This window comes from Robertmurraya korlensis NBRC 107688 (assembly GCF_001591645.1).
GTDB lineage: Bacteria > Bacillota > Bacilli > Bacillales > Cytobacillaceae > Robertmurraya_A.
The window spans coordinates 1-14,198 of sequence record NZ_BCVH01000026.1; the positions used below are offsets into that span (position 1 = coordinate 1).

The following is a 14,198-nucleotide window of genomic DNA, read 5'->3' on the forward strand; positions in this document are numbered from 1 at the left end:
CAACTTATTAACCCGTCGCTCATGGGCGACTTTTTAATATTACCAGAATCAACTTCACGAGTCAATAACTTTTTTAAATTATTTTCTTAGAAGTTTAACTTCTTTTGCGGCAACAGATAATAATATATCACCTTATTCATCCGAACGCAATATATTTTTTATAAAAAAAATGGCGGACAAGAATAATTCATATTCTTGCCCGCCATATAGGAAATTAACGATGTCTCATTGCCGGGAATAACAATACATCTCTAATAGATGGTGCATTTGTTAGTAGCATAACTAGTCTATCAATACCAATTCCTAATCCACCCGTTGGAGGCATCCCATATTCAAGAGCTTCAATGAAGTCATCATCCATCATATGGGCTTCATCATTTCCTTCTTCACGCTCTTTTAATTGTGCTTCAAATCTTTCACGCTGATCAATTGGATCATTTAGCTCAGTGAACGCATTTGCATGCTCACGAGCGACGATAAATAATTCAAATCGATCCGTGAATCGAGGATCTTGATCATTTTTCTTTGCAAGTGGAGAGATTTCTACGGGATGACCATATATAAATGTTGGTTGAATTAACTTTTCCTCAACTTTCTGCTCGAAGAACTCGTTAACAATATGACCATACAGCATGGTATCTTTAATTTCTACTCCGTGTTCCTTCGCTAGCGCTCTAGCTTCCTCTACACTCATTTCCTTCCAAAAATCAGCACCTGTATATTCCTTAATGGCATCAACCATATGAAGTCTCTTCCACTCTGGCTTAAGGTTTACTTCATGCTCCCCATATTGAACAGTAGTTGTACCTAACACTTCTTGAGCAATATGAGCAATTACATTTTCAGTAAGACTCATAATATCTTGATAATCAGCATAAGCCTCATACAGTTCAATCATTGTAAACTCAGGGTTATGACGAGTAGATACACCTTCGTTACGGAACACACGACCTATTTCATAAACTTTTTCTAAGCCGCCGACAATAAGGCGCTTTAAGTGAAGTTCGATTGCAATACGCATATATAGTTCCATGTCTAGTGCATTATGGTGTGTAATAAACGGACGAGCTGACGCCCCACCTGCGATAGCATGCATCATAGGAGTTTCTACTTCTAGATAACCCTTTGAATCCAGGTATCTTCTCATTGATTGAATGATCAAACTACGAGTAATAAATGTGTGTCTACTTTCTTGACTCATAATAAGATCAACATAACGTTGGCGATAACGCTGCTCTACATCCTTTAGACCGTGGAATTTATCAGGGAGTGGTCGTAAGGACTTAGTTAAAAGCTGAAAATCTTCTACCTTTACAGAAAGCTCGCCTACCTGTGTTTTAAACAAAGTACCCGTTACACCAACAATATCTCCTAAATCAGCAATATTAAAAATCTCATATTGCTCTTCTCCAACAGCATCTTGGCGAACATAAATCTGTAGTTGCCCTTTAAGATCTTGGATATGTGCAAAGCCAGCTTTCCCTTTTCCACGCTTTGTCATAATACGACCAGCAATAGTTACGGCGATATCTTTATTAGCTAGTTCTTCTTTTTCCATTTCTCCGTATTGACTAATAAACTCTTGAGAGAAACCAGAACGTTCAAATCTCTTTCCAAATGGATCTAGACCTTTTTCTTGAAGAGAAGCTAGCTTTTCTCTTCTGACTTGCAATTGGTCATTAAGTTCCTCATGACTCATTTCTATCAACTCCATTTTCCTTCTTACTATCTATCAAACATCTTTGCTTGAATTATGTAATAACTCCATCATATAAGCATACTATATTATTTTACACAAAGTCAGAAAAACAGACATTAAAAAAAATAAAATAAAATAAAAACTGCCAGATCACTGGCAGTTACATAATTACACGTATTATATTGAATGTGTACTTAGAAGTCAAACCTTAACCTACAAGAGATTCCATTGCTTCTTTTTCTTCCGCTTCAATAACTAAAGCCATTAATAGAGTAACCAGGTCCTCGCGGGTGTTGCACTCATTAATACCATTACGCACCTTTGCATTTCCTTTAATTCCTTTTAAATACCAAGCTGCATGCTTACGCATTTCACGAACGGCAACATATTCCCCTTTTAGAGCTATCAGACGATCTAAGTGTAGAATACACACATCAATCTTCTCACGAACGGTCGGCTCACCCATGAGCTCACCGGTTTGAAGGTATTGAACGGTACGGTAGATCATCCAAGGGTTTCCTAGTGCCGCACGACCAATCATGACTCCGTCACAGCCCGTTTCTTCTAGCATACGCTTAGCGTCCTGAGGTGTTGTTACATCTCCATTACCAATCAAAGGAATTCCAATAGATTGCTTAACCTCACGAATGATATCCCAGTTCGCATGTCCCTCATACATTTGAACACGGGTACGACCGTGCAATGACACAGCCTTCCCACCAGCTCGTTCAACGGCCTGGGCATTCTTAACCGCGTAAATATGGTCTTCGTCCCAGCCCATGCGCATTTTTACTGTAACTGGCTTTTTCACTACATCCGTTACTGCAGAAACCATTTCATAGATCTTATTTGGATCTAAAAGCCACTTGGCCCCTGCATCACATTTTGTGATTTTAGGAACTGGACAACCCATATTGATATCAATAATGTCCGCGTTCGTATTTTCATCAACAAATTTAGCCGCTTGGACCAATGTCTCTTTTTCACCACCGAAAATTTGTAAGCTCAGCGGCTTCTCTCTCTCATCGATGTAAAGCATATTCATCGTTTTTTCGTTTTTTAAAATAATTCCTTTATCACTGACCATTTCGGCACAAACTAATCCTGCACCAAACTCTTTAACTGTTAATCGAAAAGCAGAGTTACATACTCCAGCCATCGGAGCTAACACTACTTGATTTTTCAATTCAATATCGCCAATTTTAAGCATGTTACTCCTCCATCTTACGAATATATTTATTCATCCACCTGTTGTGGCATTAGATCGTTCACTGAAACTTTTAGTGCCTGAGCCGCTGTTTCCACTAAATGTTCTGAAGGCAATCGATTTCCACGTTCTATTTCGCCCAACACGGAAACAGAAACACCGATTTCCTTGGCAAACCCTTCTTGTGTAAAACCCTTTAGTTTTCGAAAAGCGCGAATACGTCTTCCCCATTTTTCTGCTTCCATATTCGTACCCCTTCTTTATCAGCGTTCATATTAAAATAATCCTTTAAAGACTTCTTCTGATTAGATAGCTTGATTGAAGAATCTATCTCAAGTAATGGAGCAAGAACAAACGCACGTTCCTGCATTCTAGGATGTGGAACAATAAGGTTCTCTGCTTCAATATTTTCTTGATTGTAGAGCAAAATGTCAAGGTCTATTATTCTTGGACCCCACTTAATTTCCCTTTTTCTACCTAACTCTTTTTCAATACGAAGACATACTTCCAATAAATCATGTGGTGTAAGTGTTGTTCTAACCATGATTACCATATTTAAGAAGTCATCTTGCTCCGTATACCCAACCGGTACCGTATCATAAATAGAGGACGATTTTACCAAAAATATTCCTGTTTCCTCTTTTAAAAGGTGAATGGCATCAACAAGGTTTTTATACCGATCTCCCATGTTGGTACCTAAGGCAATATAGGCCAAGTTATTCAATTTGATCTACTCCTCATAATTTCAACTGCGACTGATTCGTAATGACCTTGAATCGGTGGATCAGGCTTAATTACCTTTACCGTTACTGCATGGGCTTTCGTAAAGTCTCTTAAACAACGTGTTGCGATTTCCTCTGCCACTGCTTCAACAAGCTTAAAAGGCTCACCTTCTACAATATCTTTACACATTTGAAAAAGCTCACCATAATTGATTGATTCGTTCAAATCATCGCTTTGGCCCGCCTTCTTCAAATCCACTTCAACAACTAGGTCGACCATAAATCTCTGCCCTAAACGATTCTCTTCCGGGAACACACCATGAAAACCATAAAATTGCATTCGGTTGACGTAAATTTTATCCATTATACTCTCCTTTCCCCATCATCGCATCCATCATTTTTGCCATTCGGCTCATTTCCTTCACATCGTGAACTCTAATCATTTGGCATCCCTGTTGAATACCGTAACATACTGTTGCACCCGTTCCTTCCATTCGTTCATCTACAGGCAAATTCAAAATCGAGCCAATCATCGATTTTCGAGAGGTACCAAGAAGAACTGGATAGCCTATTGCTACAAGCTTATGTAGATGTCTCATCATTTCTAAATTAAATGATAAATTTTTCGCAAATCCAATTCCCGGATCTAAAATAATTTGCTCGTCACTAACACCAGCATCTTTTACAAGAGTTATGCTTTCATACAAATCATTCATCACATCCCTAAAGAAGGACTGATAATTCCGATCCTCTCGATTATGCATTAGGATAATAGGTGCCTTTGATTCAGCAGCTATATGCTTCATATTGGCGTCTGCCTTCGCTCCCCAAACATCATTAATAATATGGGCTCCAGCTGCTAGTGCCTGTTTAGCGACATCCGCTTTATATGTATCGATGGATATAGGAACATTGACTGCTTTCGATATCGCTTCTATAACGGGAACTACACGTTCTATTTCTTCCTTAGCAGATACAAATTTCGCCCCAGGTCTTGTAGACTCCCCTCCGACATCAATAATATCAGCTCCCTCATCCACCATCTCTACCGCTCGTTTGACCGCCTCATCTATTCTATTAAAACTTCCACCATCAGAGAATGAATCAGGGGTGGCATTTAGAATCCCCATAATTAATGTTTTCTTCTGAAAATCTAACGTATATGGTCCACAAGTAATCAATTAAACGCCTCCTAATTCCATTATTTCCTTTTTACTCCATAGCTTATTTGAATACAAACGATACTCTTTATGTAGTGCTTGCAATAACTCACCATTCACTCCCGGGAGTACTAACGAGTCTATTTTTGAGATTGCAACAAGCTCTTGAATTGAATTTGTAACAAATACCTCCGTTGCACTATTGAGTATTTCTGGTTGATAAAAACCTTCCTCTACACATATTCCTCTTTTTTTAGCAAGTTCTATGACAAAGGATCGAGTTATTCCGTTTAAGATTCCTGTACGAATGTCAGGGGTAAACAATTTGTTATCTATTACCCAGAAAATATTTGAGACGATGCCTTCAGCAATCACCCCTTCCTTCGTTAGAAAGATTCCCTCCACATCTGTCCGAGTTCCTATTTCTTTTTTTGCTAATAGGTTATTCATATAGTGATGGGACTTCAAACGCAAGGGACCTTCAGGTGTGTTTCGACTAATCTTAAGAAATTGAGCTTCCTTCTCAGTCGGTACACCGGCTTCAGGAAGAGCTTTTACAAACATCATTACAATTGCATCTTCATACGGCTCTACAGGAAGACCTACTCCTCTAGCACCAGCTGATACATTTAATCGAATATAAGCATTGTCCAGCTCGTTCTTTTCCAATAGAGGCTGAAGTGCTTTTACCACCTCGACTATAGTAAGGGATTTTTGAATCCCAAGAATCTTAAGACCACTATTTAGCCGTTCAAGATGATCTACTAATAAAAAGGGATGACCTCCATATACACGAAATGTTTCAAATAAACCCATCCCGTAAAGGAAACCATGGTCAAAGGGAGAGATTCTCGCCTCTTCCTCCTTGATAACTTCTCCGTTCATATATAGATACATATCTATCCCTCATTCTTTGGAGATAATTCCATTTTGTAAAAGGAAACAAAATTCTGAAGTAACTGTTTCCCCGCCGTAGTCATAATGGACTCTGGATGGAATTGGACTCCCTCAATCGGAAGTTCCTTATGTCTGATTGCCATAATCTCTCCTTCTGTCGTCCAAGCAGAAATTTCAAAGCAGTCGGGCATTGTTTCTCGCTTTACAATTAGAGAGTGGTATCTTGTAGCCGGAAATGGGTTTGGTAACCCTTCAAAGATCGTTTTTCCATCATGATACATCAGAGAGGTTTTTCCATGCATTAACCGCTCTGCCTGTACTACATCTCCCCCGAATACTTGAGCAATAGACTGGTGTCCTAGACATACACCGAAAATAGGAATCTTCCCGGCAAACTCCTCTATCGCCCGTAATGATATTCCCGCTTCATTCGGGCTACATGGCCCTGGGGAAACCATAAGAAAATTTGGAGCTAACTCTTGAATATCTTCAATACTTATCGCGTCATTTCGTTTTACTTCTAAATTCTCACCAAGTTCTCCTAAGTACTGAACAAGATTAAAAGTAAATGAGTCATAGTTATCTATCATTAAAATCAAAGCGATTCACCTTTTTCCGCTAGCTCTTTTGCTCGCCAGAGAGCCATAGCCTTTTTCAGAGATTCTTTATATTCATGCTTAGGATTGGAATCGATGACAATTCCTGCTCCCGCTTGAACATACGCTTGTCCATCTTTCACTAGCATCGTTCGAATGACAATATTAATTTCCATGTCATCATTAAACCCAATCCACCCCATGGAACCGGTATAAATTCCGCGCTGAACTGGCTCTAGCTCTTCAATGATTTCCATCGTCCGAACCTTGGGTGCTCCTGTAATCGTACCACCCGGAAAGGAAGCATCAATCAAATCAAAGGATGTCTGGCCCTCTCTTATGACTCCTCGAACATTCGAAACAATATGCATCACATGCGAATACCGTTCTATTACCATAAATTCATTCACTTCAACAGAACCGTATTCACAAACCCTTCCTAAGTCATTACGTTCTAAATCTACGAGCATCACATGCTCTGCTCTCTCTTTTTCATTTTCAATTAATTCCTTAGCAAGCTGCATATCTTCTTCTTCATTCTTTCCTCGAGAACGAGTCCCAGCAATAGGCCTTGTACTAACTTCTTTTCCATGCTTTTTAACTAGAAGCTCAGGTGATCCACCGACTATCTGAAACTCCGGAGTATGTAAATAACTCATATACGGAGAAGGATTCAATTGTCTGAGCTGATCATAAACATTTACCGCCGGAACGGAAATTGCTTTTGCTTGACGGACAGATAAATTCACCTGAAAGATGTCCCCTTGCGCAATATATTCCTGAATTCTTTCTACCGCATGCATAAACTGCTCATCATTCATGGAAACATGTAGCTCATCATTATTAGGAATCAATCTTTCTTGTTCAAACGTCATAAGTGAACCCGACCACTTTGACTCCCATTCATTTAGATCCTCTTCGTTCTCATGGCCGTTTTCTTGAATCTGCAAGAGCCAGAGTGTTTCCTCTTCATGATCAAATATAAACCATTCATTAAAGAGGAAGAAACAAACCTCTGGCATCCCTAAATCATCAGATGACCAGTGGGGCAGCTTCTCTATATATCGTGCATAATCATAGCTTATATATCCAATAAGGCCTCCTTGAAAATCTGGAAGTCCTTCCTGTCGCTCAAGCTTAAATTGCGAAAGATATTCTTTCATTAAATGAAGGGGATTCCCTTGTAATTCCTGTTTATTTCCCTTCTCAACAATCGTTAGTTTATTATTCTTTCCTGTAAAAATCGTTTCGGGTCCAAAAGCGGCAATATTGTATCGTCCACCTCTACCACTTTCTAACAATACATGGTGTTTATACGATTGGGAAAGTTCCCGGTATTTCTGATAGAACCTTTCTTTATCAAAAGGTATTTGTTTGCTACTTACTGTTAATATTTTCAAAAAAGGTTCTCCCCTTTAAAAAAGTGAAAATAAAAGTTCCTTGTCTTATTTTACTATTTGCCTAAATAAAAACAACAGCCCTAGGGACTGTTGCTTATGTTTTATTAGTCTTCGAATTGGTATAATGGAGTACTTAAGTAACGCTCTCCGTTACTTGGAATAATCGCTAAAACTTTTTTACCTGCTCCAAGCTCTTTCGCTACTTTTAACGCAGCACAGATAGCTGCTCCAGAAGAAATACCTCCAAGAATTCCTTCTTCCTTCGCTGCACGGCGTGCATATTCAAAAGCTTGATCATTAGAGATTTGAACCACTTCGTCATAGACCTTTGTATCAAGAATATCAGGGACAAAACCTGCACCGATCCCTTGAATTTTATGCGGACCTGGCTTACCACCAGATAATACAGGAGAATCAACCGGTTCAACTGCATAAATTTTAACATTGTCAAAATTTTGCTTAAGAACTTGACCAGCACCTGTTATTGTTCCACCTGTTCCGATCCCTGCAACAAACGCATCAAGACCTTCACTCATTTGCTCAACAATTTCCTTACCTGTCGTTCTTCTGTGAACTTCCGGGTTAGAAAGGTTTTTAAATTGCTGTGGCATAAAATAGCCGTTTTCTTTTGCTAGCTCCTCCGCTTTACGGATGGCTCCACCCATTCCTTCTGGGCCAGGAGTTAGAACAAGCTCCGCTCCGTATGCACGAAGTAGATTACGTCTTTCCATACTCATCGTTTCAGGCATAACTAGAATAGCTCTATACCCTTTTGCTGCAGCAACCATGGCAAGACCAATTCCCGTGTTACCACTAGTTGGCTCAACAATCGTATCTCCAGCTTTAAGTTCTCCACTCTCTTCAGCTGACTCGATCATCGCAAGAGCGATACGATCCTTTACAGAGCTTCCTGGATTCATATATTCAAGCTTTAAGTATACATCGGCGCTTCCTTCTTCAACAAGACGATTAAGCTTAACAATCGGCGTTTGTCCGACTAGTTCTGAAATAGAGTTTGCTACACGTACCATCAACAACCACTCCTTATTCCGACTAATTTTATTGGTTTAATTTAATTTATATCATAAATTTGCCAAGTGTCAATCTTTTTACACAAAACTCCACTGATTATTCAATGAATTATCGTTCTAATGAACTATCCTAGTTCTGTTCGTAAAACCAATCAACCTTAGCTTCCTTCCAAAAGTCACGGGCCGTTGTGGTTACATCCATTTGTTCTAAGGCAATTTGTCTTCGAATACTATCCTTGACATCTTTAAATTTAAAAGTACGTCCTTTTATTTGATCATGGAGCATAACGATGGCATATCCATTCTCTGTTTTTACTGGACCCGTCCACTCGTTTTCCTTTAAATTTCCTACAGCAGCTAAATAATCACGGGCATACTGATCCATTTCTTCACTAACATAACCAATGTCTCCACCTTGGTTTGCACTGAATTCATCTTTGGACCGCTCCATCGCTAATGCCTCAAAGCTTGTACCCTGTTCAAGTTCCTCTATTGCCTTTTTTGCTTCTGCTTCCGTCTCAACAATAATATGAGAAAGGTGATAGGCGGTTGGTATTTCGTATAGGCTAGAATTTTCCTCATAATACTTTTTTAAATCTTCTTCTTTGACTACCACATCTTTTGTTAACAGCTCATCTAGCATCAGGCTATATTGAATTTGCTGTCTCCATATTTCCTCATCTACATTCTCATTTGTTCCTGAACCATACATGGTTTTTACTAAAAGAAGCTCCCGATCCACAGCCTTTTTGGAAATTGAGATATCATATTTACTAGCTAATTGAGCAATTGCTTTTTGATCAATCATCTCACTTAATACATCACGCCCATACCGCTCTTCCATTTCCCCAAGCCATTCTTGTCTTGTTATTGTCTCTTTCCCTATCGTTGCAACTACTTCTTTACTGCCACCGCTATCCCGTGATAGAAAAAAAATAATCGTAGCACAATTCAATAAGAGAAGGCCGACAACTATAGACCTAAAATACCTTTTATCCACCATTTCTCCCCCAGGTTTATTTATAATTTCGCCTGTTCCTTTAAGCTCTCTAATTCTTCCTTTGTAAATTGGTATTTTTCATTACAGAAGTGACACTGTGCCTCTGCCTGACCATCTGTTTCGATCATATCCTCTATTTCCTCTTTACCTAAAGAGACAATCCCATTAGAGAATTTCTCCTTTGAACAACTACATGAAAATGTAACAGGTAATGTTTCGAGAATTTTTACGTTCTCTTTACCTAATAGCTCATTTAGTATTTGTTCTGGGGTAAGGCCCTTTTCAATCATCTTAGAAATTGGTTCTATCGTTTTTAGACGATTTTCAATTTCCGTAATGGTTTTGTCTTCAGTTCCAGGCATCAACTGAATAATAAAACCACCTGATGCGAGAATACTATTATCGGGATTAACTAAGACACCCACTCCCACGGACGAAGGAACTTGTTCCGAAGTGACAAAGTAATAAGTAAAGTCCTCACCTAATTCTCCTGAGACAATCGGTACTTGACCTGTGAAATTTTCACGAAGACCAATATCTTTAACAACCGACAAAAAACCATCGGTTCCAACCGCTCTTCGAACATCCAGTTTCCCATGTTCATTTAAATCAAAATGGGTTTGAGGGTTGGTTACGTATCCCCGTACCTCCCCTTTTGCATTTGTATCAATTAAAATAGGACCAAGCGGACCTCCACCATTTATCCTAATAGTGATTTTTTCCTCACCCTTTAACATTGCACCCATCATTACACCTGCAGTCATTGATCTCCCTAATGCAGCTGAAGCAGTTGGCCATGTGTAGTGACGTCTTTGTGCCTCTCCTACTGTTTCTGTAGTCTTTGTCGCATAAGCACGAACTTGCCCGTTGTAGGCAAGAGCCTTAATTAAATAGTCACTCATTGTTTTACCCCTTTCAGTCAATCATAGCTGTTCCTTACTTTATCGTTTCCAAATTTCTTTTATAAATAATCTGAAGACCCTTTAATGTTAAAAATGGATCAACAATATCAATAATATTAGATTCCTGTGCAATGAGGTTTGACAATCCTCCTGTTGCAATTACGGTTGGCTTTTCTTTGCTTTGATCCTTCATCCGTTTTACAATCCCTTCGACTTGACCTACATAGCCGAAAAGAATTCCTGCTTGCATGGCAGCAACCGTGTTTTTACCGACAACTCCCTCTGGACGTGCAATTTCTATTCGAGGTAGTTTAGCAGCTCTTGTATATAATGCTTCGGTTGAAATATTAATCCCAGGAGCAATTGCTCCTCCCATATATTGCTTGTGTTCATCTATGTAACAGTAAGTAGTCGCTGTACCAAAATCAACGATAATTAACGGACTTCCATATTCATGGATAGCCGCAACCGCATTCACAATTCTGTCTGCACCAACTTCTCTAGGGTTTTCATACTTAATATTTAATCCTGTTTTAATGCCTGGACCAACAACCAAAGGTTTGATATGGAAATACTTTTGGCACATACGCTCCAACGAAAACATAATCGGTGGTACAACAGAAGAAATAATGATTCCGTCTATATCGGAAAAAGAAAGATTTGCATGTGTAAATAGATTCTTTATGACCATCCCAAATTCATCTTCTGTTTTCGATCGGTTTGTTTCTATTCTCCAATGATGCTTTAACTCTTCTCGGTCATATACACCTAACACTATATTGGTATTTCCCACGTCAAATACAAATATCAAACGTCTCACCACTTTATCAAAATTTCTAAAACGTTAGTTTCATTCTGCCAACATCATACCATAACTATCCAACCCAAGCATAGAAAAGAGGTACTCAAATATGAGTACCCCTTCTTGGTATTTATTCTTTTTTATCCGTTGATTCTGGTTCGGAATCAGCGCTTGAGGATGATTCATCTTCTAAAGATTCCTCTTCCTTTTTGCCACCAATATTCACCTTTACGTCGTCGATAACAGCTGATGTGTTAGTAGACTTAGTCGGATTTTCATCATTCTTTGGTCGATCAGGAAGTGTACCCTTTTCAACTAAGTGCTTAATTTGTTCAGCATCTAGAGTTTCTACTTCAAGTAGCGTATTTGCTATCAAGTCTAGCTTATCGCGATTTTCAGTGAGTACCTTTTTCGCTTTCGCGTAACACTCTTTAATAATCGTTTGAATCTCCACATCAATTTCATAGGCAATCTTATCTGAATAGTTTTGTTCATTGTTGATGTCTCGACCTAAGAACACTTGACCACCAGAAGATTGACCAAATTGTAATGGACCTAACTTTTCGCTCATTCCAAACTCTGTAACCATACGACGAGCAATTCCCGTTGCACGTTGGAAGTCGTTATGAGCTCCTGTACTTACTTCACCGAAGACGATTTCCTCAGCAACTCGCCCTCCTAGTAAGCCAACAATTTTATCAAGTAACTCAGGTTTGGTCATGAAATATCGATCTTCTTTTGGAAGCATAACGGCATAACCGCCTGCCTGCCCACGAGGAACAATCGTTACTTTATGGACCATTTCCGCTTCCTCTAATACAACACCAATAACCGTATGGCCCGCTTCGTGGAAAGCAACAATATTGCGTTCTTTTTTAGATATGATGCGGCTCTTTTTCGCAGGTCCCGCAATGACACGGTCTGTCGCTTCATCAATATCAGTCATATCAACTTTTTTCTTATTTCGTCGAGCTGCAACTAATGCTGCTTCATTCAATAAGTTTTCAAGATCTGCTCCAGAAAACCCTGGAGTACGAGCAGCAATTGCTTTTAAGTTGACTGATTCATCAAGTGGCTTGTTACGTGCATGTACTTTTAATACGGCCTCACGACCAACAACATCCGGACGGTCAACAGTAATTTGACGGTCAAAACGTCCTGGACGAAGCAAGGCTGGGTCTAGTATATCCGGACGGTTTGTAGCAGCAACGATAATAATTCCTTCGTTCGCACCGAATCCATCCATTTCAACAAGCAACTGATTAAGCGTTTGTTCACGCTCATCGTGTCCACCACCAAGACCAGCTCCACGCTGACGTCCAACTGCATCGATTTCGTCAATAAAGATAATACAAGGTGCATTCTTCTTTGCATTTTCGAATAAGTCACGTACACGTGATGCCCCAACCCCAACAAACATCTCTACAAAGTCAGATCCACTAATAGAGAAGAACGGTACACCTGCTTCACCAGCGGCCGCACGGGCTAATAGTGTTTTACCTGTACCTGGAGGTCCTACCAAAAGGACACCTTTTGGTATACGTGCACCTAATTCTGCAAATTTACGAGGATCCTTTAAAAATTCTACCACTTCAACTAGCTCTTGCTTTTCTTCATCAGCACCAGCTACATCTTTAAAACGTACTTTCTTCTTGTCATCGTTGTAAAGCTTCGCTTTGCTCTTTCCAAAATTCATGACACGGCTTCCACCGCCTTGTGCCTGATTTAAAAGGAAGAAGAACAAAATAAAGATAATGACAAACGGAATAATAGAAGTAAAGAAAGTCACCCAACCACTTGTCTCTTTCGCTGGAAGCACATCCACAGTTGGATCGGCCTGCTCAATTCTTTGCAACAGACTTTCACTGTTCCACACATAAGTAATAAATGATTTTCCTTCCTCAGCACCTTCAAGTGTTCCACGAACTTCATAAACCCCTCTTTCAGGCTGGACTGAGATGGATTCCACCTGTTTAGCCTCAAGATGGTCTACGAATTTGCTATAAGATATATTTTCTGTTGGTTCATTATTACCATTAAAAAAGCTAACCACACCAATAATTACTAGAAAAATTAATAAATAAAAGATGGTATTACGAAAAATCCGATTCATCCCTTACCTCCTCCCACGGGTAAACAAACTATAGTAAATAGTAACATAGAAAATTGTTCCAGTATATGAATATGCCTTTGAAATATGCATACTATACTTACCTTATGTCGTGCGCTTACTCGTTATTTGTTGTATAAACTTCCGGCTTTAAAACCCCAATATAAGGTAAGTTACGATATTTCTCTGCATAATCGAGACCATAACCTACAACAAATTCATCAGGAACGATAAATCCAACATAATCAGCTGCAATATCAGCCTTACGACCAGTAGGCTTATCTAACAAAGTAACAATATTAATCGACTTTGCCTTTCGGTAACGGAAAAGTTCCACAAGATAGCTAAGAGTTAACCCACTATCAATGATATCCTCGATAATTAATATATCTCTACCCTCTACTGAAGTATCTAAATCCTTTAAAATTTTTACTTCACCAGAAGAGACGGTCGAATTTCCGTAACTTGAAACATCCATAAAATCCATTTCAAGATATGTATCCATTCGTTTTAAAAGATCTGCCATAAAAGGCATGGCTCCCTTTAGGACACCAATTGCTAACGGAAACTTATCACTATAATCTTGTGATAATTTCGCCCCCAACTCTTTGATTTTTTCCTGAATTTCTTCTTCAGAAAATAAAACTTTTTCAATGTCATTTTTCATCATGA

At 39.1% G+C, this 14,198-nt stretch carries 15 protein-coding genes; all 15 read right to left on the bottom strand.

The genetic code is table 11. The features are described 5' to 3' along the window. Nucleotides 1–214: 214 nt before the first annotated feature. Nucleotides 215–1,708: a lysine--tRNA ligase gene (gene lysS, locus BKO01S_RS20985; protein ID WP_232311291.1), complete on the bottom strand. Its 1,494-nt coding sequence runs from the start codon at nt 1,706–1,708 to the stop codon at nt 215–217. Nucleotides 1,709–1,907: 199 nt separating this feature from the next. After that, on the bottom strand, nt 1,908–2,909 hold the full coding sequence (gene dusB / locus BKO01S_RS20990; RefSeq protein ID WP_066059173.1) for a tRNA dihydrouridine synthase DusB: 1,002 nt from the start codon (nt 2,907–2,909) through the stop codon (nt 1,908–1,910). Between the two features lie 26 nt (nt 2,910–2,935). Beyond that, nucleotides 2,936–3,151 (bottom strand): helix-turn-helix domain-containing protein, encoded by a 216-nt coding sequence (locus BKO01S_RS20995; RefSeq protein WP_066059176.1) that lies wholly within the window; start codon nt 3,149–3,151, stop codon nt 2,936–2,938. Then, nucleotides 3,103–3,630 carry a 2-amino-4-hydroxy-6-hydroxymethyldihydropteridine diphosphokinase gene (gene folK / locus BKO01S_RS21000; protein WP_066059179.1) on the bottom strand — a complete coding sequence of 176 codons (528 nt, stop codon included), beginning with the start codon at nt 3,628–3,630 and terminating at the stop codon, nt 3,103–3,105. Before folK ends, BKO01S_RS20995 begins: the two co-directional genes overlap by 49 nt. Then, complete coding sequence (gene folB, locus BKO01S_RS21005; protein WP_066059182.1) at nt 3,627–3,992, bottom strand: dihydroneopterin aldolase; 366 nt, start codon at nt 3,990–3,992, stop codon at nt 3,627–3,629. The genes folK and folB overlap by 4 nt, the downstream gene beginning before the upstream one ends. Then, nucleotides 3,985–4,758, bottom strand: a complete 774-nt coding sequence (gene folP, locus BKO01S_RS21010) for a dihydropteroate synthase (RefSeq protein WP_084362172.1) — start codon at nt 4,756–4,758, stop codon at nt 3,985–3,987. Before folP ends, folB begins: the two co-directional genes overlap by 8 nt. 51 nt (nt 4,759–4,809) lie before the next feature. After that, a complete protein-coding gene (gene pabC, locus BKO01S_RS21015) occupies nt 4,810–5,685 on the bottom strand; it encodes an aminodeoxychorismate lyase (protein ID WP_066059187.1) in 876 nt (291 codons plus the stop codon). 2 nt (nt 5,686–5,687) lie between these two features. Then, a complete protein-coding gene (gene pabA / locus BKO01S_RS21020; protein ID WP_066059189.1) occupies nt 5,688–6,284 on the bottom strand; it encodes an aminodeoxychorismate/anthranilate synthase component II in 597 nt (198 codons plus the stop codon). Further along, nucleotides 6,281–7,681, bottom strand: coding sequence for an anthranilate synthase component I family protein (locus tag BKO01S_RS21025; RefSeq protein ID WP_066059192.1), 1,401 nt, complete (start codon nt 7,679–7,681; stop codon nt 6,281–6,283). Before BKO01S_RS21025 ends, pabA begins: the two co-directional genes overlap by 4 nt. Nucleotides 7,682–7,785: 104 nt before the next feature. Next, nucleotides 7,786–8,712, bottom strand: a complete 927-nt coding sequence (gene cysK, locus BKO01S_RS21030; protein WP_066059195.1) for a cysteine synthase A — start codon at nt 8,710–8,712, stop codon at nt 7,786–7,788. A 130-nt stretch (nt 8,713–8,842) separates the two neighbouring features. Further along, entirely contained in the window at nt 8,843–9,712 is an 870-nt protein-coding gene (locus tag BKO01S_RS21035; RefSeq protein WP_066059317.1) for a peptidyl-prolyl cis-trans isomerase, read from the bottom strand. A 20-nt stretch (nt 9,713–9,732) separates the two neighbouring features. Continuing rightward, nucleotides 9,733–10,614: an Hsp33 family molecular chaperone HslO gene (gene hslO, locus BKO01S_RS21040; protein ID WP_066059197.1), complete on the bottom strand. Its 882-nt coding sequence runs from the start codon at nt 10,612–10,614 to the stop codon at nt 9,733–9,735. Between the two features lie 34 nt (nt 10,615–10,648). Beyond that, nucleotides 10,649–11,425 carry a type III pantothenate kinase gene (locus tag BKO01S_RS21045; protein ID WP_066059199.1) on the bottom strand — a complete coding sequence of 259 codons (777 nt, stop codon included), beginning with the start codon at nt 11,423–11,425 and terminating at the stop codon, nt 10,649–10,651. Nucleotides 11,426–11,546: 121 nt separating this feature from the next. Continuing rightward, nucleotides 11,547–13,529 carry an ATP-dependent zinc metalloprotease FtsH gene (ftsH, locus tag BKO01S_RS21050; protein WP_066059200.1) on the bottom strand — a complete coding sequence of 661 codons (1,983 nt, stop codon included), beginning with the start codon at nt 13,527–13,529 and terminating at the stop codon, nt 11,547–11,549. Nucleotides 13,530–13,644: 115 nt separating this feature from the next. Further along, nucleotides 13,645–14,196, bottom strand: coding sequence for a hypoxanthine phosphoribosyltransferase (gene hpt, locus BKO01S_RS21055; RefSeq protein ID WP_066059203.1), 552 nt, complete (start codon nt 14,194–14,196; stop codon nt 13,645–13,647). Between the last annotated feature and the right edge of the window lie 2 nt (nt 14,197–14,198).

Excerpts from the sequence above, each read along its gene's own strand:
- BKO01S_RS20995 (WP_066059176.1), bottom strand. The coding sequence starts at position 3,151 with ATGGAAGCAGAAAAATGGGGAAGACGTATTCGCGCTTTTCGAAAACTA.
- hpt (WP_066059203.1), bottom strand. The coding sequence starts at position 14,196 with ATGATGAAAAATGACATTGAAAAAGTTTTATTTTCTGAAGAAGAAATT.
- pabC (WP_066059187.1), bottom strand. The coding sequence starts at position 5,685 with ATGTATCTATATATGAACGGAGAAGTTATCAAGGAGGAAGAGGCGAGA.
- dusB (WP_066059173.1), bottom strand. The coding sequence starts at position 2,909 with ATGCTTAAAATTGGCGATATTGAATTGAAAAATCAAGTAGTGTTAGCT.
- folP (WP_084362172.1), bottom strand. The coding sequence starts at position 4,758 with ATGGGGATTCTAAATGCCACCCCTGATTCATTCTCTGATGGTGGAAGT.
- ftsH (WP_066059200.1), bottom strand. The coding sequence starts at position 13,529 with ATGAATCGGATTTTTCGTAATACCATCTTTTATTTATTAATTTTTCTA.
- hslO (WP_066059197.1), bottom strand. The coding sequence starts at position 10,614 with ATGAGTGACTATTTAATTAAGGCTCTTGCCTACAACGGGCAAGTTCGT.
- folB (WP_066059182.1), bottom strand. The coding sequence starts at position 3,992 with ATGGATAAAATTTACGTCAACCGAATGCAATTTTATGGTTTTCATGGT.
- cysK (WP_066059195.1), bottom strand. The coding sequence starts at position 8,712 with ATGGTACGTGTAGCAAACTCTATTTCAGAACTAGTCGGACAAACGCCG.